Origin of the sequence: Psychrobacter sp. DWR1-2-3 (assembly GCF_049896465.1) — a bacterium.
Lineage (GTDB): Bacteria > Pseudomonadota > Gammaproteobacteria > Pseudomonadales > Moraxellaceae > Psychrobacter > Psychrobacter maritimus.
Map to the genome: position 1 here is coordinate 57,568 of NZ_JAFCUJ010000008.1, position 20,432 is coordinate 77,999.

Below are 20,432 nucleotides of genomic sequence, written 5' to 3' on the forward strand. Positions count from 1 at the left end.
AACGTATCAGATATAGCGCCCCATTTAAAATAGAAGCCATCAATAATATGGGAACATCAGTATGATAGCTAATTACTAAATATTAAGCTCAATAGGCAAGATTAACTGAATTAGTATGATAGGTAATTATTATTAGCCATTTATAGGTTCTATATTTATCAAGGATTTAGAACATTTCTAGTATGATAGGTAATTACTCAATGACATCTATTGTGAGAGAGTAATAAAGATTCATACTGAGTAATAAAGTATCATCCTATTGACTCAACTATTAGCCCTTGCTGCTGTTTAACATCGCAGTGAGGGCTTTTTTTATGCTCAAACTAACCCTTTAAAAAGGAAATAACATCCCACCACGGTTAATAATACCGCAAAGCATTTCTTTAAAAGCTCTGGTGATAGTATATGGGCGACTTTTGCACCTAACTTAGCGGTGAAAAAGCTCATGATACTAATCCCTAAAAAGGCATAAATATGCACAAAGCCAATGGTATTGGGCACATCAACTTGTTGCTGCATCCCAAAGAACATAAAGCCTAACGCTCCAGCGATGGCAATGGGCAAGCCACACGCTGCTGACGTGCCAACGGCTTTTTGCATGACCACACCGTAACGCGTTAAATAAGGCACCGTTAAGCTGCCGCCGCCAATACCAAAAATGGCAGAAGCGATACCGATCACCCCGCCTGCTGCCAGTTGCTTAGGTTTTGAAGGCAGTTCTGTATCAGCGCCAGCGACATCATTAGCATGACCAACGACTTGTTTTTTGCCACCGAAAAACATCTTATAGGCGACCCAAAGCAAAAACACGCCAACGATAAGCTGAAGATACAGCCCAGATATCTGTCCTGCAATGCCTGCTCCTAAAAAACAGCCAATCGCTAAACCTGGTGCTAGGTTTTTAAAAACTGGCCACATGACCGCGCCCTTTTTATTGTGCGCCATGAGCGAGCTGATAGAGGTGACAATGATGGTCGCCAGCGACGTACCTAACGCCAAATGCATGATACTGTCAGGACTGTAATCCATTTGGGTAAAGACGATAAATAATAGTGGTACGATAATCGTGCCGCCGCCCACACCAAAAAGCCCCGCAGCAAATCCTGCTAGAGCGCCTATTATTAAAAAAATGATTAGTTCCACAGGATAGTTACTTCTCGGTAAATGATAGTTTTATAGTCGATGCTAAATAACATGGATACGTTATCTGACAAGGTGAAACTGGTACAAATTTTTCTAGCTTGCTGTGCCTACGCCGACAGAGGCTACAAAAAATTCATTCCAGTTTCACTGTATCTTCTTGATATTGAGCTGACTATAGTTAAATGACCATTAGATAATCAAGGTCAGAAAGTCAGCTTAAACGATTTCTACCTGACCTACTTGATGGTAAGCACGGTTAAAATACACCAAACTTTCATCAGCATTGCTTTGTTGATAGCCTTGTTTGATGGCGACAACTCGGCACATGAAGACACTGTGCGTGCCAACTTGCTGAATATCCTCAATCTCACAGTCAAAACTGACCAATGCATCTGCTAAAATAGGCGCACCTGTAGCTAATGTCGTCCAAGCACCATGCCCAAAGCGCTCTTCTGAGCATAATTTAGAAGCAAAAGCATTGGATATGGGTTCATGCTGTGCGCCCAACACATTAACACTTAAGGTTTTGTTTTCAAGAAAATGAGCATGTGAGCGAGCCGTTTGATTCATACAGACCAGCAAGGTTGGCGGCGTATCGGTGACGCTACATACCGCCGAGGCGGTAAACCCATGAGCACCTGAGCTGCCTTTGGTGGTGACTACATTGACGGCGGTCGTCAACAAAGACATGGCATCTCTAAAGTCGGTTGCTTCAATCACATCTTTACTCATTACTGCAATCCTAAATGTTAAATCGGTAAGTACATTGATAACTGAGGTCACTCATGAGTTTAAACAAGCTGGTATAGGCGGGGTTAAAAACCTGACCTATACACGCTCGATTTTGCATAAGTTTAGTTAATAAATCCTAAGCCGTCAGCTCTTTACGCACGATTGCCGCGCCTGCACTTAACGCGTTCAATTTTCCTCGTGCCACTTGGCGTGATAACGGTGCCATGCCGCAGTTAGTCGAAGGATAAAGCTTGTCCGCATCGACAAATTGCAGCGCTTTGCGTAGTGTATCCGCAACCTCTTCAGGGGTTTCAATGGTATTGGTTGCAACGTCAATGGCACCAATCATCACTTTTTTACCGCGAATGAGTTCTATCAAATCCATTGGTACATGTGAGTTTTGACATTCCAGTGAGACAATATCGATATTAGACTGCTGCAATTTTGGAAAGGCTTGCTCATATTGACGCCACTCTGAACCCAGTGTCTTTTTCCAATCGGTATTGGCTTTGATGCCGTAGCCGTAGCATATATGCACTGCTGTTTCACATTTCAGCCCTTCAATCGCACGCTCTAAAGTAGCGATACCCCAGTCGTTGACGTCATCAAAGAATACGTTAAACGCAGGTTCATCGAATTGGATGATATCTACACCCGCCGCTTCTAATTCTCGCGCTTCTTGATTGAGGATTTTAGCAAACTCCCAAGCCAATTTTTCACGGCTTTTATAATGACCATCATATAAGGTATCAATCATGGTCATCGGACCGGGCAGCGCCCATTTAATTGGCTGATCGGTTTGCTGACGTAAAAACTTCGCATCTTCAACAAATACAGGCTTTTGACGGCTCACAGTCCCAACGACAGACGGCACACTGGCCTCATAACGATTACGAATTTTAACGGTTTTACGATTCTCAAAATCGACGCCATCAAGATGTTCAATAAAGGTGGTGACAAAATGCTGACGGGTCTGCTCGCCATCACTGACAATATCAATCCCTGCATGTCGCTGCTCTTGCAATATTAAACGTAGCGCATCTTGTTTGGCTTCAAGCAGTTGCTCGCCTTCTAATGCCCAAGGTGACCAAATTTTTTCAGGTTCGGCAAGCCAAGAAGGTTTCGGTAAGCTACCCGCAGTTGATGTAGGTAACAATTTTTGTGTCGGTAATAATATTGTCATGGGATTCATCTTCTTATTCATTCGTATTTTATAGGTCAGTTAATTAGATGTCGCTCAGTTAAGCAGCCTGTTTTTTAGCCGTTTCTTTTTGACCTACTTCTCTTTGAACAGTCTCGCTTGCAACATCATAGTTTGCTGCCCATTCCTCAAGAATGTCTTGGTAGGGCTTGATAAATTGCGCTTCTGTGAACTTGCCTTGCGTCACCGCCATTTGACTGCGTTCTGCGCGGTCATAGACAATTTGCGTCAGTGAATAATCTTGGTAGTTTAAACTCGGCTGATAAACTTGACCTGCGCTTGAGTTGGCATTATAAATTTCAGGTCGATAGATTTTCTGGAAAGTCTCCATGGTACTGATCGCACTGATTAGCTCAAAATCGGTGTAATCCGTCAGCAAGTCACCGGCAAAATAAAACGCTAAAGGCGCCACACTACCTGCAGGCATAAAGTAGCGCACGGTTAAGCCCATTTTGGAAAAATACTCATCAGTCAATGACCCCTTGTTCAAAGAGCAGCCGTCTTGTTTGTACTCAACCCCTAATACCGGATGCTGATTGGTCGTACGCTGATAGGTCTTACTAGTAGACACACTGAGACAAATGACCGGTTTTTTAGTAAAGCTGGCTTGGTAAGCCTCTGAGTTCAATAAATATTGAAACAATTTGCCATGTAAATCGCCAAAATCTTCTGGCGGCTGCGATGCAGGATGTTTATCGAAATGCTCTGGCAGCACCACACTAAAGTCATAATCGCGCACGTAAGAGGAGAAGCTGTTGCCAATCATCCCGTCAATACGGCTGTTGTCTTTATGGTCAATAATCGTTGTTTTGAGCGTTTCGATAACAGGGAATGTATCACCATTACCTGCGACATCCATATCGACAGAAATGATATCAACCTCAATAGAATAACGGTCTGCGGTCGGGTTATCCCAATGCGCCAAGGCGTTAAAACGATTGTTAATCATGGTTAATGTTTTGCGTAAATTCTCTTGGCGATGCTCACCGCGCGCCAAATTTGCAAAGTTAGTGGTCAGACGCGTGCTGTCGGCAGGATGATAGTTTTCATCAAAACGAATGCGCTTAATTGAACAGGTAAATTGTTTACTCATGATAATCCGCTACCCTAATCTATTCTCATTGTCGAGATAAAACCAAATTTGTGTATGAGATGAATCATACCTGAACCCAATCATGAATAAAAATGATACTATTTAAATTAAAGATGAGTAAAATTCATGTTTATAAGATTAGGCTATGAGAAAAGGATTAGAAAGTGGGGGTTTTGAAGGGTTATTTGATGGGAATTTCATGTTGATAAAAAACTTTAAATTAATGTCTGACATCCACCACAAGCCTTGTTTGGGCAAGATGATCAAGATATTGATCTATGATTTGGGTATTTTCTCTATCCAAATGTGCATCCCATTCATCAAGCATGACAATCGTACTTTGGTCATCTTCTCTAATTTCTTGAATTTGTTTGATGAGTTGCTGTCCTGTTGAACCCTTATGGGCTTTATCTGTTTTGTAATTGAAATACAAATTATGCTTGGCAGGTAAATAGTAAGCCTGCTCTTGGTAGTGCTCTTTAAGCTTAAGCAACATATAAGATTTGCCAACGCAATTATTACCAACCAACGTTACTCTACCTTGCTTGGGTAATTGTGTTAAATCAAAAATATCCCCTGTTTGCTGCACACGCATTTGGTCTGCTTGAATGTAGTTATCTAAATTGACAGCGGTAGGTTGTAAGACCTCTAAAATACCATCTAGCATCGTTTTGATAACACCAATACTGGTATGGTAACCAATCAAGGCATAGCACATTTGCAATAGCTGAATTTGTCTTGGCAGCGTGGCAATTAGTACCGCCATCGTCGCAGCATCGTGCCAATTTTTATTAAAAATAAAGGCCGTGACTACAAAGACAGGCAGCATAAGTATGATCAGGCCTAAGCTTGAATTGATGTGCTGGATTGAGGTGGATTTAACGCTATTATTCTTTGCTATCGCAAAGCTCTTTTGAACAATATTATTATAGAGCGTGTAATTATGCTTATTAAAAATAACGACGTTATCCCAACTGTCAAAAAGTTTGGTGGTTAAACTCAGCCGTGATTGCAGGTCTGTTTTGGCAGCCATTTTTAGGGTGTGTCGTCTGAAATGCACAAACATGAAGGCAAAAATAATACCTACTGCATAACCAAGCAGTAACGTACCATCTAAAAACCAAGCAATGACCAACACGTTAAATAAGACATTGAGTACCAAAGCTGAAATATCAAAAATACTATCAATGACTGTCTCAAGAGTATAGTTGCTCTCTTGTGCGAGTGTTGTCGTTGCCGTACTCTGTAACTCGTCGCTGGATAACAAATGTGTCTTGCCTAAAAAGACAGTATGAAAATTATCATTGTACAGTTTATGAGCGTCGTACTTAGCGCGCTCCCTATTGATAACACAAAAATATGCAGGCAAATAAACTGCTACTAAAGAGACGGCAAATAGCACCATATACAAAATTGAAATAGTGTCCTCAGTTAAGCTTTGTGCAAGGCGAGCAATAAAGTATGTTGATGAAGCAGCAATAATTTGCTGAATCAGCAAAAACAGTAATGCTATACGCAAGTGCTTGTTTGAGATAATTCTATAGATCAAGATTTTTTGATATCCTTTAAAATCTAAACGTATGAATCTAGTAAATAATGGCTGCTTTCTAACTTAAAATCCTCTTATTAACTTTCAGTTTTTTTAGCTATGACCCACAGGACTCAGTTTGTTATATTTTCAAACACCTTTACAGATCACTTAAATCAGACTCAATTAATTGAACCATTTAAATTTGAATGGTTTATTAAAAATACGTCAACTCTACCAATAGCAAACAGCTGATTCGCCTCCAAATGCCCTAGATCAACTACTTCCTATGTGATTGACCTAGCAGCTTTACCAGCACTGACTACTTTTCGATAACTGTGCTTTCCTTATCTTTACCATGCGGTATTAACCATTTGCCAAACCATCCTGATAAGTCATCCATCAAGGTATAAACCACGGGTATGACGACAAGGCTTAATAAGGTTGAGGTAACCAAACCGCCCAAGACAGCGGCGGCCATCGGACGACGGAAGGTGGGATCGGCATCGCCCCAACCAAATACTAAAGGCAGCATGCCAGCGCCCATCGCAATGGTGGTCATAATAATTGGCCGCGCACGCTTACGACAAGAATCGATAATGGCATCAAAACGCGCCAAACCTCGGCGCTGAGCAATCAATGCATAATCGACCAATAAGATAGAGTTTTTGGTGGCGATACCCATTAGCATAATAAAACCAATCATCGATGGCATCGACAGACTGCTATTGGTAATCACCAGGCCGACAAAAGCGCCACCGATAGATAACGGTAACGCCATCAAAATGGTAAATGGCTGCAATATCCGCCCAAATAATAAAATCAGCACGCCTAAGATACAGACCACACCAACCGACATCGCAATCACAAAACCGCTAAATAGCTCAGCCATGTTTTCCGCTTGCCCTTGGTCAATAATGGTAATAGAAGCTGGCATCTGTTGCATACTGGGTATGCTTTTAACCGCTTGCACCAAGTCACCAAGCTCGCCATTGGCAGGCTGGACGGTGATACTAATCGCCCGCTCACGATCGAGGCGGCTGATTTGCGCAGGTCCAGTACCAAAGTCTAACGACGCCACTTCACCCACTCGTACGCCTTGTCCGGCAGGTAAGGCACTCGGCACATATAAACCTTCTAATTGACTGACATTTTGCTTGGCAATATCTGGCAAACGTACCACTATCGGTATCTGCCGCGTATCGAGATTGAGCTTAGATAAACGCTGCTCATAATCGCCCACGGTCGCCACCCGTAAGGTCGTAGCAATATCTTGCGTGGTCACGCCTTTATCAGCCATCGCCAGTCTGTTTGGTGTCACTGTCAGCTCTTGGCGCGGCAGACTGCGATCACTGGTGACGGCACCAGCACTTGGTAACGCCCGAATCTCTGCCATCATTTGCTGCGCTGTTTGCTCAAGCAGGCGCGGATCGGTACTGGTTAAAGAAAAATTATAACCAGTTTCACCGCCACTCGATAAACCAACGGAAAAGCGCGCGCCCGGCACTTCTGCCAACATGCTGCTTATCTGACGCTCAATCTCTTGCTTAGAGCCGCGCTCTGCTCTTGGAGCAAGCACAATATCCAAGCCTGCGATATTTTCAGCTTTGCCGCCTGAGCTGGCTTCCATTGCCGCTTGCGCTTCTCCTACTGAGGTAAAAATATTGGTCACTTCAGGCATCGCCAGTATACGTTCACTGGCCATCGCCGCAACACGCTCGGTATCTTCAAGCGCCACATCTGGGGTCAGCTCAATCTCAACCCGCGTCTGGTCAATATCATTATCAGGGATAAATGACGTTGGTAGTAATTTCACCAAAGCCAACGACGCCACAAATAATATTAACGTCGCCCCCATCGTAATCCAGCGATGATGCAGCGTCCATGAGACCACTTTTAAATACCAATCCATCAATGCGCTTTGTTTTTCAACGTGCTTTTTTTCTGGGCGCAATATATAAGCGGCCATCATCGGGGTGATAAGACGCGCGACCATTAACGATGCAAATATGGATAAGGCCGCTGTCCAACCAAATTGCCGGAAAAACTGCCCGACAATACCGCCCATAAAGGCCGTCGGTAAAAATACCGCAATTAGAGTAAAGGTGGTCGCGACGACTGCCAAGCCAATCTCATCAGCCGCTTCCATCGCGGCTTCATAAGGGGTTTTGCCCATACGCAAATGGCGGATGATGTTTTCGACTTCTACAATCGCATCATCGACCAGTACGCCAATGACCAAAGACAGTGCTAATAACGAGATAATATTAAGACTAAAGCCAAATAAGTACATACCTAAAAAAGTAGGAATGACTGACAGTGGCAATGCTACCGCCGCTACAAAGGTCGCGCGGATATTGCGTAAAAATAAGAATACCACGACTACGGCAAGCAAACCGCCTTCTATCAGCATGCGTAAAGATGCTTGATAATCCTCGGCAATTGGCGTGGCTCTATCATAGACTTTTTCAATATCGATATTGCCGATATCGGCTGACAGCTTGGCAAGCTCAGCATCAACCAGCTCCATAACCTCCACCTCACTGGCACCGCGTGAACGGGTGATATTAAATGCCACCACGGTTTCGCCATCTAGCTTGGCAATCGAGCTTGGGTCAGCGGCGCCATCAGTGATTTGCGCCATACGTCCGAGCGCTTGCGTACCACCTGTCGGCACAGCAACTTGTAAATTGTTTAAATCACTGGCGCGCTCAACCGCCCCAAGCACACGAATGGTCTGGGTGGTTTTGCCTACTTCTGCTTCACCGCCTGAGCTGTCTTGCTGAATACCAGTGATTTGATTGGATAACTGAGTGATAGAAAGCTTAAGACCACTTAGAGTAATAGGGTCAGCGGCAACCGTAATCTCACGCTGCAAACCGCCGATACGGCTGACGGTGCTGACACCCGGTATATCAGAGAGACGCTTGGTAATGGTGTCATCGACGAACCAAGATAAATCCTCCACATTCATATTTTCAGAGGCAACAGAGTAGGTAACGACGGGGAAACCTGACGTTGAAACCTTGGTAATGATGGGATCATTGGCAGCAGCTGGTAAATCGCCCCGTACCTCACCGACTGCCGAGCGCACATCGTCGACCGCTTCTTGAATGTCTTTTTCTAAGACAAACTCGGTGGCGATGGTCGCTACGCCCGTCTGCAGGGTGGTGCGAATATGCTTGACACCCTCAATACTGGTGAGCTTATTTTCCACCTTTTTTGCAATATCGTTTTCGAGCTGTGATGGCGCAGCACCCGGTAAAGTGACCGTGACCACCACCGCTGGCAGGTCAATATCAGGAAACTGCTGCACCTTCATTTGCATAAAGCCGTAGATGCCACCCAAGGTCAGCAGCACAAATAGCAAAATGGCAACTAAAGGATTTCTAATCGAGTAAGCGGAAACATTTAAACTCATGAGCGCGCCTGCGTGGCTGTGCCAGTGCTTGCGGCGGTTGCCGTTTTTCCAGCTTGGCTACCCGATTTATCATTGGCTGTATTTAAACCATCAACGACACGTACTAAGTCGCCATCGTTTAAGAAGCTGCCACCCTGCTTTACCAGTCGGCTTTCTGCAGGTAATGGCTCTGTCAACGCCACACTATCACCAAAGCGCTCACCTAAGGTCACGCGTTGTTGCTTGATACGGCCAATGTTTTGACCGTCTTGGCTCTTAATATTGGTCACTAGCATCACGTAATCATAACCGTCATTGCTGACGATAGCGCTATTGGGCACCGTTTGCGCGCTGGTACTACCCAATAAAAACTCGCCCGTTTGGTACATGCCCGCGCGTACTTTTGAGTTTGCAGCAAGGCTAGCATAAATGGTGATTTGGCGATTATCATCAGCCGTTGGTGCAATACGGTTAACCTTACCCATAACCGAATCGCCGGCTGGCAAGCTGACGCGCACTGGCGTGCCAACACTGACTTCACCAAGAAGTTTAGGATCGATATCCGCGCGCCACTCCAAAACACCGCCTTTGATAATGGTAAATAATGGCTCACCACCAGCAACCATACCGACTTCCGCCATTTTTTCACTGATGACACCGCTGACCGGTGCGACCACATTGGCGTTTTTCACACTCAAGCGCTGGGTACTAAGACGCGCTTTCGACGCTTGCAATGCCGCTTCTGCTTGTAGCTTTGAGGTACGATAGCGATCCGCTTCTTGCCTACTGATGGCATCAATCTCAATCAGCGGTAGGACGCGAGCGGCATCGGCAGTTGCATTGGCAAGCGTTGCTTCGGCTTCGGCAACATCGGCTTCCGCTTGCAAGACTTGCTGCTGCATGGCATCGGTATCAAATATCGCCAGGACTTGCCCTGCTTTGACGCGATCGCCCTCCTCGACCAATATACGCTCGATAGCAACGCCGTTTACTTTGGCACTGACATTAGCGACATCTTTAGCGTTGATGGTGCCATCAGCACTGAGCGTGTTACCAATACTGTCTTGGCTTGGTGACACTGTTTCGACCGACAACACCACTTGCGCGCTGGCGGCATCGTCTGGGTTTGCGCTAGCGTTTTGCACAGAATTAGCAGCGGGCGACTCATTACTTACCACTTTATCACCGCCCCAGTACTTGCCGACCAATACCCCGATTACAAGCACGATAGCCAATACCGGCAACAACCATAAGGGAAATTTTGACCTTGGTTTAGGCGCTCGCCCATCCGCTTGGCGGTAAGGTGGTAGCTCAGATTCAACTGGCAGCTTGTGGTCTTCAACATCGCTCATGATAACTCTCTGTCAATACAGGCAATTAGAAATGGTATAAGAAATATAATGTGAGAAACATAATAGGAAAAAAAACAGACTAGCGTCAATCAAAGCAACCTCAGACAGCAAGCAATAAACAATATGGTTATGCGTTTTAAGCTTAAAAAATAGCAGCTTATAAATACTCTACCCATGCTCACCGTCAACCTTTAACCCGCGCAGCACTATTTATGATTACATTAGTCTGTAAATTTATTGAGGATAGCATATATCAAGTCATCATCTTATTTTTATATATAGTGTCTTAGGTTCGTAAGTTTAGCGTCTACTAATAATAGGCTAATGTAAAAACTCTCAAAGCGAATATGAGAAAAGTAATAAACCAGCAGAACGGCTTGTTAATAAATTTTAAGCGACCGACATTATCTTTTATCATCTATATAACTTATAAAAACAATAAAGAAAAGCCATTATTCCTAAAAGAATAATGGCTTTTCTTATGTCAATCAGTAATAGAAGACTTCTTGCGTCAATCAGTATCAAGCATTGGTATAGCGACTGGCCTCTGGCATCCAGCGGTGTATCAATTGGCTAACATCCGCTTTACGTGTCGGATCGCTAATAAGATGTTTTGCTAAGCGCTGCGCAATGGCAAATAATTGCTCATCACGAATAAGATCGGCCAGATAATAACCGACGTTACCGGTTTGGCGTTTGCCTAATAACTCACCAGGACCACGTAGCTCTAAGTCTTTTTGCGCAATGACAAAACCATCGGTACTTTCGCGCAGCACGTTTAAGCGCTCCGTGCCCGTCTCTGATAACGGCTTTTGGTATAATAGTACGCAGAAGCTTTTGGTCGAACCACGACCAACGCGCCCGCGTAATTGATGTAATTGCGATAACCCTAGCCGTTCGGCATTTTCGATGACCATTAACGACGCATTAGGAACATCAACGCCTACTTCGATAACGGTAGTGGCAATCAATAAATCAAGATTACCAGTCTTGAATTCTTGCATGATGGCTTGTTTGTCAGCGGATTTCATTTTGCCGTGTACCAAGCCAATGCGAATATCCAAGCGCTCATTTAAGTCTTCATAAGTCGCTTCTGCTGCTTGCGCATCAAGCACGCTAGATTCTTCTACCAATGAGCAGACCCAATACGCCTGCCTGCCTGCTTCACAATTGACCGCAATACGCTCAATGACTTCATCGCGGCGGTTACGGTCAATCGTCACCGTGGTAATTGGCGTACGCCCCGGTGGCAACTCATCGATGATGGAAGTATCCATATCACCATAAACGCTCATCGCGAGCGTACGTGGAATCGGCGTTGCCGTCATGATCAGCTGATGCGGCGTGCTATTGGCCACGCCTTTATTGGTCAAGGCCATACGCTGCTCAACGCCAAAGCGGTGCTGCTCATCAATAATAACCAAGCCTAATTTGGCAAACTGTACCTGCTCTTGAAATAGTGCATGGGTGCCAACGACCACTTGTACCGTATTTTCCGCCACTGCCGCTAAGGCTTCGCGGCGCTGCTTTGCCGTTTGTTTACCAGCGAGCCAGCCAACGCCGACCCCTAACGGCTCAAACCAGTTTTTAAAATTCACCAAATGCTGCTCTGCTAAGATTTCCGTTGGAGCCATGACCGCCACCTGCCAGCCACTATCCAATGCATAACCCGCCGCTCCTGCCGCAACCAAGGTTTTACCAGCGCCGACATCGCCTTGTACCAGTCTTAGCATCGGAATAGAAGTGGCCATATCTGCCGTGATATCTTTCATGACTCGTTGCTGCGCACCGGTTAAGTCAAACGGCAATGCCGCAAACAGCTTATCCGTCAGCGTGCTTTGGCTAGTACATTTAGGCGCTTTATACTGATGTAATTGCTGACGGCGATATAACAAACTAAGTTGATGGGCGGTTAATTCTTCAATGATTAGACGCTGACAAGCCGCATGGGTACGGGCACTTAATTGCGTCAGCAGCTGATATTGTCGCCCTGCATCGGTATAAGTCGGCGGCGTATGCAGCAATACTAAGGCTTCAAATATGGTTAAGTTATAGACGTTATTATTAGCAATATCATTAGCAGTGGCTGTATTAGAGTCATTATTTACGTTATAAATAGAGGACTCAGCTCTATTTACACTATTGTTAATAGAATTGTCAGGCACACTACGCGCGAGGGTTGAAAATATATCGTCTGGAAAATCATGTTCCGCAATTGCTAATAACGGTAAATCAGCGACCACAGCAAAGTCAGCCGGCGTAAACAAGGTCATCGGTAAACCTTGAGTACGAACCGTTTGCAGCGCAAGCTTAATTAGCGTGCGCAGCTTATTTTGATGCAAGCCTTTCACGCTAGGATAAATCGGCTGTAAGCCTGTATTAACGACGGCTTCATTGCTACTAATAATCTGATACTCAGGATGATGTATCTGCTTACCGTAACGACTGACCTTTACTTCGCCAAACAATTGCAGCTGCGTGCCAAGACTCATCGTTTGCGCAAGACCTTGATACACCTTAAAAAAACGCAGCGATATGGTGCCAGTATCATCATCGACCACCACTGTCATACCACTACGCTTGGTATCGACATGCACCACCCGCCCTGTAATCAAGGCAGCTTGCCCATGCGCCACATCGGCTATCGATACCAGTCGGCTACGGTCTTCATAATCACGCGGCAGATGCAGCAGCAAATCAAAAATGCGCTCAATACCTAATTGGGCTAATTGCTCGGCCACTTTTGGTCCCACACCCGCCAGCGCCGTCACCGGCATATCAAGCGCCGAAACGGGCATATCAGACCTAATATGGTCTGATGGATTCACTGTCGCGTGCTTAACCGATATGGGCATCAATAATCCTAATGATGTTAAGGTAAATATTATTTAATCAACTGTACTTTTTAACGTCTATTTTTTAAAGTCTGAGCCGTCTTATAAAAGCTATAATCATCAACCTGCTATAAAATACTCAGTCATTATGATTATAACTGACAAGCGACTTGCTTATGCTAAGCTATTTAGCGATACGGCGTCTAGCTGATTTCTGAGTAAGCTATTGATGAATGGCTTATCGTATAACCATTTATTCCTCTATGACGATTTTTGCTAAGGTTTTTTATGTTTTTACTTACTACCTATTATTCATATCGTCATTTATCACGATTACTGCGATTCAGTATGCTTGGCATATTGGGATTGTCTATGAGTGCTTGTCAGAGCCTGACGCCAGCTAGTGAGACAGTCACGCCTATAAACAATCAACCAAAAGTCGCCTTAGTATTAGGCGGCGGCGGTGCCAAAGGTTTTGCTCATATTGGGGTGATTAAGGCGTTAGAAGAAAACGGTATCACGCCAACGCTAGTGGTCGGTACCAGTGTCGGTAGCTTGGTTGGCAGCTTATATGCCAGTGGTTATAACGCCAAACAGCTCGAGCGCTTAGCGTTAAATACTTCTGATAGTGAATTGACAGATTTCACTTTATCCAATCAAGGTTTTATTGAAGGTATTAAGCTTAAAAACTTTATCAATACAAAAGTAAGCGGACGCGCTATAGAGGACTTTCCTATCAGCTTTGCCGCGGTTGCTGCCGAAAAGCACACGCTAAAAAAGGCAGTTTTTAGCAGTGGCAATGCTGGACTTGCGGTACAAGCATCCTGTAGTGTGCCCAATATCTTTATTGCCCCGCGCATTCCCGAACAAGTCGGTAAAAAATATATCGATGGCGGTGTGGTCAGCTTAGTACCGGTTGATACCGCACGTGACTTGGGTGCCGATATTATCATCGCTATTGATGTGACTGCTGCTAATGTTAATACTTCTGCCAGCAATAAAAAACCGACCATCAACTCATTAACCAGTTTCTGGGGCTTTCTTGAGAGCAGCGTTATCGCAAATGCCGCCGCAACTGGCACTGATTCCAGTCAAGCAAGTAGCAGTCTTACTACATCGATGCGCCTTGAGCGTGATCGCGCTGATATTATCATCACGCCAAATGTTGCTCATATCAGCTCAATCGATACCAGCCAGCGCAGTACTTTGATGACAGCTGGCGCGCAAGCAACTACCCCACAAATCAATGCAATTAAACAACTTATTAAAGACAAAGCACAGAGTAAATATGCAACGCTTTAGCAGCTCCTTAATCGATAAATGAACGACAAATATGATCAAAACAACTTAAAGGCTACAGTACTGCCGAAGCTCAAAAAACGACAATAAAAAAGCACCGCAGTATTCACTGTGGTGCTTTTTCGATTCAGCAAGTATTAAATAAATACTAAAAAAGGAGCTTATTTAACACGTGCACGATATTTAACCACGACGGTGTCATTAAGACCAACGCCTTCTAAGTCCCAACGTACCGCTTTATAGAATTTTAATGGGATTTCTTGCAATTGATTATCAACCTTGCCACGTAACGGCATACGGGCAAAATTACTGCCGTCGGCACTGCCATATGGGAAATCAGGAGATACGGCACGTAGCAATTCTACTTGCTCAGGAATACTCATGGTAACCGTCATTTTACGGACGCGATCGGCATTGGTATTGGTAAAGTAGCCTTGATACTCCAAGACGTTACCTGACTGCAAACGCGTATTGGCATTCACCGGTACGAGCAGTTCCTGACCATTGGTATCGACACTAATGAGTGACGCAGTGATTTTGCTATTAACCGCTTGTGCATTTGAGCCACTGCCTTGGTTGGCATTTGCTTGCATGGCCACTGAATTATCAACGGCTTGTTCTGGCGTTGGCAACATTGCTGATGCCTGCGTCACTGCCATCACCCCAACCAGCGTACCGGCGACAACATGAAATAAGCGGTGTCCGCTCCACGCACTGAACGGGTTTGCAAAATGGTTACTTTTCTTCATGACATTCATTATCCCTAGTTAATGTATCGATAAAACAATCTTGTAATAAAAATTCGCTAATATAACAATGTGTAGATAAAACCATATAGTTATAAAACGCGTCAATACAACACGTCAATAAAATAATACTGCTAAGCAACCATCCGATTGCACACACTACTATTTTATTGCTTAATTTTTTAGCTTAGCCATCATCATATATCGTCATCGTGATGAATGTTAACTTTTTACCATGACTATTTTTAGCGATGGTTATTTTTATCAATTATCTGTGTAAGCTATGACTAAAGCAATAGCGCTTAGCATAACAAAAAGCGTTTGGCGGTACACTAATCCCGTGTTGAGGTTGTGTATATCATCTATTTACTACCAAGACTTCTTAATACGACTGAAATAAAAGATAGCTCATAACGGCGTTTTTTGCTATGGTAATTCATTAGCGACAGGCTTTTGCTGTCACGCTCCTTTTCTTATTCTAACGACTATTGCTCCCATTATGACTACTAGCGCCATGCCACAGATTAACCCCGAATACGTTCACTGGTTCCGTAACTCTGCCCCTTACATTAATACCCATCGCGGTAAGACTTTCGTGATTATGTTTGGCGGTGAGGCGGTCAATCATCCAAATTTCAGTACCTTGATTCATGACTTTGCTTTATTGCACAGCTTGGGCATCAAGCTGGTATTGGTACACGGGGCGCGACCGCAAATCGAAAAAAACCTCAAAGACGCAGACATTGCCTCACCATTGCATCAAGATATTCGCGTGACCCCGCGCGTCGCCATGCCGTCTATTTTACAAGCCGTTGGCGCGATTCGTTTGCAAATCGAAGCCCAACTATCGATGGGCTTGGCAAACTCACCCATGTACGGCTCGCGTATTGATGCAGTCTCAGGTAATTTTGTCACCGCCCGTCCTTATGGTATCCGTGATGGCGTTGATTATCAGATGACCGGTGAAGTGCGCTCTATCGATGTTGAAGCCATTAAAAACAACCTTTTACATGACCATATCGTGATTTTAGGGTCTATGGGTTATTCAGCGACTGGTGAAGTCTTTAACTTATTGGCTGAAGACGTTGCTCTTAGTGCCGCTGTGGCGCTTGGTGCCGATAAGCTGATATTCTTAGGCGAAGAAGCCGGTATCAATCATGATAATCGTTTGCTACGTGAGATGATTCCAAATGAAGTCGACCGCTTCTTACGTGACCGTGATTTAAACTGTGAGATTAATTATTTCTTAAGCTGCGCCAGTAATGCCTGCCGCCAAGGGGTTCATCGCACCCATATTATCTCTTATGCCAAAAATGGCGCGCTCCTCGAAGAGCTATTTACCCGTGATGGTTCTGGCACCTTGATTAGCCATGACCCTTATGAAGAGATTCGCCGTGCCAATATTGACGATGTGGTCGGACTGATTGAGCTATTATCACCGCTAGAAGAACAAGGTATCTTGGTCAGCCGCTCACGCGAGCGCTTAGAACAAGAGATTGATAACTATAGCGTTATTGAACGTGACGGCATGATTTTAGGCTGTGCGGCGCTTTATCCGTTGGATGCAGATTCAGCAGAAGTCGCTTGTGTGGCGGTACATCCTGAATATCGTAGTGGCAGCCGCGGTGCTGACTTGCTGGCATTTTTAGAGCAACAAGCACGCAGCCATGGTCTGCATAAGCTATTTGTTCTGACCACTCGTACCGCCCATTGGTTTGTCGAGCAAGGCTTTGCGGAAGTTGAAGCAAGCGCATTGCCTGAAGCCCGCCGTGAAAAATATAATAACGGTCGTAACTCTAAAGTGTTCCAAAAGACTTTGTAATTTAAAAAACTCTATAAGCCGCGAGTTAATTGGTTAGTTAGCCCTTCATTCATTAATCAATTGATAATTAACCTTTAACTGCCGCGCATGAAAAAGCCCTCATAATGTATGAGGGCTTTTTATTTTTTATAAGCGCTTTCTTATAACCATTTTTTTATAACCACTTTGGGTTAAAACAGTTAAAAGCCTAATAACGCCTTATTTTACTTTTAATAGCTCAACGGTAAAGATAAGCGTGCTGTTTGGCTCGATACCTGCGTTACCCGCTTCGCCATAAGCGATATCAGATGGGATATAGAACTCGTATTTGCCACCTTCTTTCATCAACTGTAGACCTTCCGTCCAGCCAGCGATGACTTGGTTTAGTGGGAATTCGATTGGCTCACCGCGCTCATAAGAGCTATCAAATACCGTACCGTCAATCAATTTACCTTCGTAGTTTACTTCAACCACGTCAGTTGCTTTTGGTGATTTGCCTGTACCAGCGGTCAATACTTTATATTGTAAGCCAGAAGCGGTGGTTTTTACGCCAGCTTTCTTGCCGTTCTCTGCTAAGAATGCCGCACCTTTGGTTTTATTTTCGCCAGCTTTGGTTTCCATATCTTTAACAAACTTCTCTTCTTGTTCTTTTTGATAGGTCATCAATACTTCTTCCATTTGCTCTTGCGTCAATGCTGACTCTTTGCCTTCATAGCCGTCACGGAAGCCTTTTTCAAAAGTATCAAGATTGAGATCGCCGACCGCTTCTTTATTACCTTCTGCCATCATATAACCCAAACTGTAACCCACTTTTTCATTGGCTGGGCTTTTTTCAGTTACTGAAACGCTTTTGCTGGCGGTTTCTTTATTACCATTGCTGGCGTTACAGCCGGTGATTAATAACATCGCACTAGCAAGGGCACTAATGCTTAAGGTAGTAATTTTTTTCATAGAATACTCTCAAATTATAAGGATAGTGGCGAGATGTCACATTCTTCTATCATAACAAATCTTAGTTTTAGGAGCTATGATTCCCGTGAAATTATCGGTCAAATGTACAGTCTATGTTAATATTTGCCGCAAAAATAACAACTTATCACACAACTATAGTAAGCAGTTAAGCTTTCTGTCTTTAAATCCTTCATTACATCAGCTAAGCTAAATTAGTTAAGGTATGAAGTAACAGAACGTAGTTTTTGTTAACAATTGACATAAAGTGTTGATTGTTCTCTGTTTAGAACCGCTTTTTAAATAACTTAAATCAAAAATACTAATAACTAGGTATGTGTTTCCTGCAAATAATCCTGTTTCTATTCGATAGTATATATTTAATAGCGTGGATTATTTGACGGCTGATACATGAACATTCAAGGAGGACAGGATGAATCCAATGTATACATCGTTCAACGGTTATCTGGGTGGCCCTATTGGCTCCATCATCGGCGCTATTCTAATTTTTATCATTGGCTGGCTTGTGGCACTAGGTATCGCCGCCCTTGTACGCGGTGTGCTATCGAAGATTAACCTCAACCAGCGTATGAATTCTTCTACGGGTAAAAGCTACGATTTAGAGGGTATTATCTCAAAAATCGTTTTCTGGTTTATTTTCATCATCGCCATCGCTGGCGCGTTAAGTCAATTAAATCTGAATTCTATCTCAACCCCATTTGCTAATATGGTCAACCAAGTCTTGACCTTTATACCAAATATCATTGCGGCGGTTGCTGTTGGTGTGGTTGGTTGGGTTATTGCCACCGTTGCTCGTACAGCGATTAACGCAGCGTTAGCAAAAACCTCGATGGATGAGCGTTTAAGTGCCAAGGCTGGCGTAAAGCCAATGAGCAGCACCATTGCTGATATGGTTTACTGGTTTATCCTGTTGATTGTATTGACCATGGTACTTGGTCAGTTAGAGCTTGATGGTTTATTTGCACCATTGACCAATATGGTTGATAAAATCTTCAGCTTTATTCCTAATATCCTTATCGCTGGTGTGGTCTTTGTGGTGGGTTATATCATCGCCAAAGTCGTACGCGGCATTGTAACCAACTTAGTTTCTACTTTTGATGTACAGAAGCTCGCAACCAAAGCAGGCCTAAGCGAACAAAACAGCTTGCCTAATATCGCAGGTTCATTAGCATTTTTAGTGGTTATCATTCCAACGATTATTGCAGCTTTAAATGCCTTAAAAATCGATGTGATTGCTCGCCCTGCGACTAATATGCTTAATAAAATTATGGAAGCATTGCCAAATATCTTTATGGCAGCGGCGATTTTAATCGTCACCTTCTATGTCGTACGTATGGTTGCCAACATCATCAAAGGTCTACTTGAAAACACCCAAATTAATCAGTTGCCTGCGAAAGTTGGTTTAGAGCAGACGATGGGCGATAAGAAAATCTCTGACCTAGTGGGTTATGCGATTATCTTCTTTGCGATGTTGTTTGCTGCTATCGCTGCCGCTGATTTACTAGGTTTTGAGCCTATCTCAGCCATCATCACTATGTTTATCGCGTTTGGTGCCAACATCATCCTCGGCGCGGTCATTCTGTTTATTGGCTTTTGGCTTGCCAACATCATCGCTGGTGTCGTTGAGCGCTCTGAGCAAGGTTCACAGTTCTTAGCAAACATCGTCCGTGTATTAATCATGGGCTTAGTATTGGCCATGGGTCTAAAAGCGATGGGTATTGCTGACTCTATTGTTAACCTCGCATTTGGTCTAACCTTAGGTGCGGTTGCGGTAGCGTTTGCTCTATCATTTGGTCTTGGCGGTCAAGAAGCAGCAGCTCGCTTCCTACGCAAGATGCAGGATAAAATGGATAGAGAGCGTGATGAAGCAAAAGCGAAATCTGCTTTGACACCTAACTCGTCAACTCAAGATAAGTTTGCCGCGTCAGTTCGTGAGAATACGCCAAATGCAGCGAGCAACACCACGCCTGCATCAACCGTATCTACGACGCCTGCTGCCACCAGTACGCCAAATAACTTAAGCTCAAATACTGTTACGCCTAGCAACTTAGGCACAAGTAATGACTTAGATTCAAGAAACGATTTGGGTTCTGAACCGGTTGATATTAACCATATCGAAACCGATGACAGTAATATCAACAATAATGGTTTCCCTACTGGCAACGACAATGATAATTTGAAATAACTTATCATTTAGTAATGGATAGTCGTTAACTTAAATAAAAAAGACAGCTTCGGCTGTCTTTTTTATGCTTACTGATTAAGCCTTTATTGAAGATTTTTTATTTGAGTTTTCTGTTATTTAAATTCGTCATCGCATGCTGAAATATTAAA

General features: G+C 43.9%; 13 protein-coding genes. 3 read left to right on the plus strand and 10 right to left on the minus strand.

Going from position 1 to position 20,432, the window contains the following annotated elements; genetic code table 11:
* Positions 1–318 precede the first annotated feature (318 nt).
* From ACP7AA_RS11935 to recG, 8 genes are all read right to left on the minus strand, one after another.
* On the minus strand, positions 319–1,143 hold the full coding sequence (locus tag ACP7AA_RS11935) for a sulfite exporter TauE/SafE family protein (protein ID WP_426223692.1): 825 nt from the start codon (positions 1,141–1,143) through the stop codon (positions 319–321).
* Between the two features lie 216 nt (positions 1,144–1,359).
* A complete protein-coding gene (locus tag ACP7AA_RS11940; protein ID WP_426223708.1) occupies positions 1,360–1,863 on the minus strand; it encodes a flavin reductase in 504 nt (167 codons plus the stop codon).
* 148 nt (positions 1,864–2,011) lie between these two features.
* Positions 2,012–3,058 carry a methionine synthase gene (locus tag ACP7AA_RS11945; protein WP_426223693.1) on the minus strand — a complete coding sequence of 349 codons (1,047 nt, stop codon included), beginning with the start codon at positions 3,056–3,058 and terminating at the stop codon, positions 2,012–2,014.
* 58 nt (positions 3,059–3,116) lie between these two features.
* A complete protein-coding gene (locus ACP7AA_RS11950) occupies positions 3,117–4,169 on the minus strand; it encodes a DUF1852 domain-containing protein (protein WP_426223694.1) in 1,053 nt (350 codons plus the stop codon).
* 220 nt (positions 4,170–4,389) lie between these two features.
* Positions 4,390–5,718, minus strand: coding sequence for a hypothetical protein (locus ACP7AA_RS11955; RefSeq protein WP_426223695.1), 1,329 nt, complete (start codon positions 5,716–5,718; stop codon positions 4,390–4,392).
* Between the two features lie 301 nt (positions 5,719–6,019).
* On the minus strand, positions 6,020–9,118 hold the full coding sequence (locus ACP7AA_RS11960; protein ID WP_201626066.1) for an efflux RND transporter permease subunit: 3,099 nt from the start codon (positions 9,116–9,118) through the stop codon (positions 6,020–6,022).
* The gene (locus tag ACP7AA_RS11965) at positions 9,115–10,449 is read right to left on the minus strand and encodes an efflux RND transporter periplasmic adaptor subunit (protein ID WP_426223696.1); all 1,335 of its coding nucleotides are present in this window, start codon (positions 10,447–10,449) and stop codon (positions 9,115–9,117) included. Before ACP7AA_RS11965 ends, ACP7AA_RS11960 begins: the two co-directional genes overlap by 4 nt.
* 521 nt (positions 10,450–10,970) lie before the next feature.
* Positions 10,971–13,304 carry an ATP-dependent DNA helicase RecG gene (recG, locus tag ACP7AA_RS11970; protein WP_426223697.1) on the minus strand — a complete coding sequence of 778 codons (2,334 nt, stop codon included), beginning with the start codon at positions 13,302–13,304 and terminating at the stop codon, positions 10,971–10,973.
* 351 nt (positions 13,305–13,655) lie between these two features.
* On the opposite strand from recG, the gene ACP7AA_RS11975 reads away from it, so the two are divergent.
* Positions 13,656–14,585, plus strand: coding sequence for a patatin-like phospholipase family protein (locus ACP7AA_RS11975; RefSeq protein WP_281490721.1), 930 nt, complete (start codon positions 13,656–13,658; stop codon positions 14,583–14,585).
* A 158-nt stretch (positions 14,586–14,743) separates the two neighbouring features.
* Here the strand turns inward: ACP7AA_RS11975 and ACP7AA_RS11980 are convergent, their stop codons facing one another.
* Complete coding sequence (locus tag ACP7AA_RS11980; protein ID WP_426223698.1) at positions 14,744–15,331, minus strand: hypothetical protein; 588 nt, start codon at positions 15,329–15,331, stop codon at positions 14,744–14,746.
* A 496-nt stretch (positions 15,332–15,827) separates the two neighbouring features.
* Between ACP7AA_RS11980 and argA the strand changes: the two genes are divergently transcribed.
* Positions 15,828–17,150, plus strand: coding sequence for an amino-acid N-acetyltransferase (gene argA / locus ACP7AA_RS11985; RefSeq protein WP_201563945.1), 1,323 nt, complete (start codon positions 15,828–15,830; stop codon positions 17,148–17,150).
* 198 nt (positions 17,151–17,348) lie between these two features.
* Here argA and ACP7AA_RS11990 read toward each other — a convergent pair whose 3' ends face one another.
* The gene (locus ACP7AA_RS11990) at positions 17,349–18,080 is read right to left on the minus strand and encodes an FKBP-type peptidyl-prolyl cis-trans isomerase (protein ID WP_281490719.1); all 732 of its coding nucleotides are present in this window, start codon (positions 18,078–18,080) and stop codon (positions 17,349–17,351) included.
* 430 nt (positions 18,081–18,510) lie between these two features.
* On the opposite strand from ACP7AA_RS11990, the gene ACP7AA_RS11995 reads away from it, so the two are divergent.
* Positions 18,511–20,283, plus strand: coding sequence for a mechanosensitive ion channel (locus ACP7AA_RS11995; protein WP_281490718.1), 1,773 nt, complete (start codon positions 18,511–18,513; stop codon positions 20,281–20,283).
* Positions 20,284–20,432 lie beyond the last annotated feature (149 nt).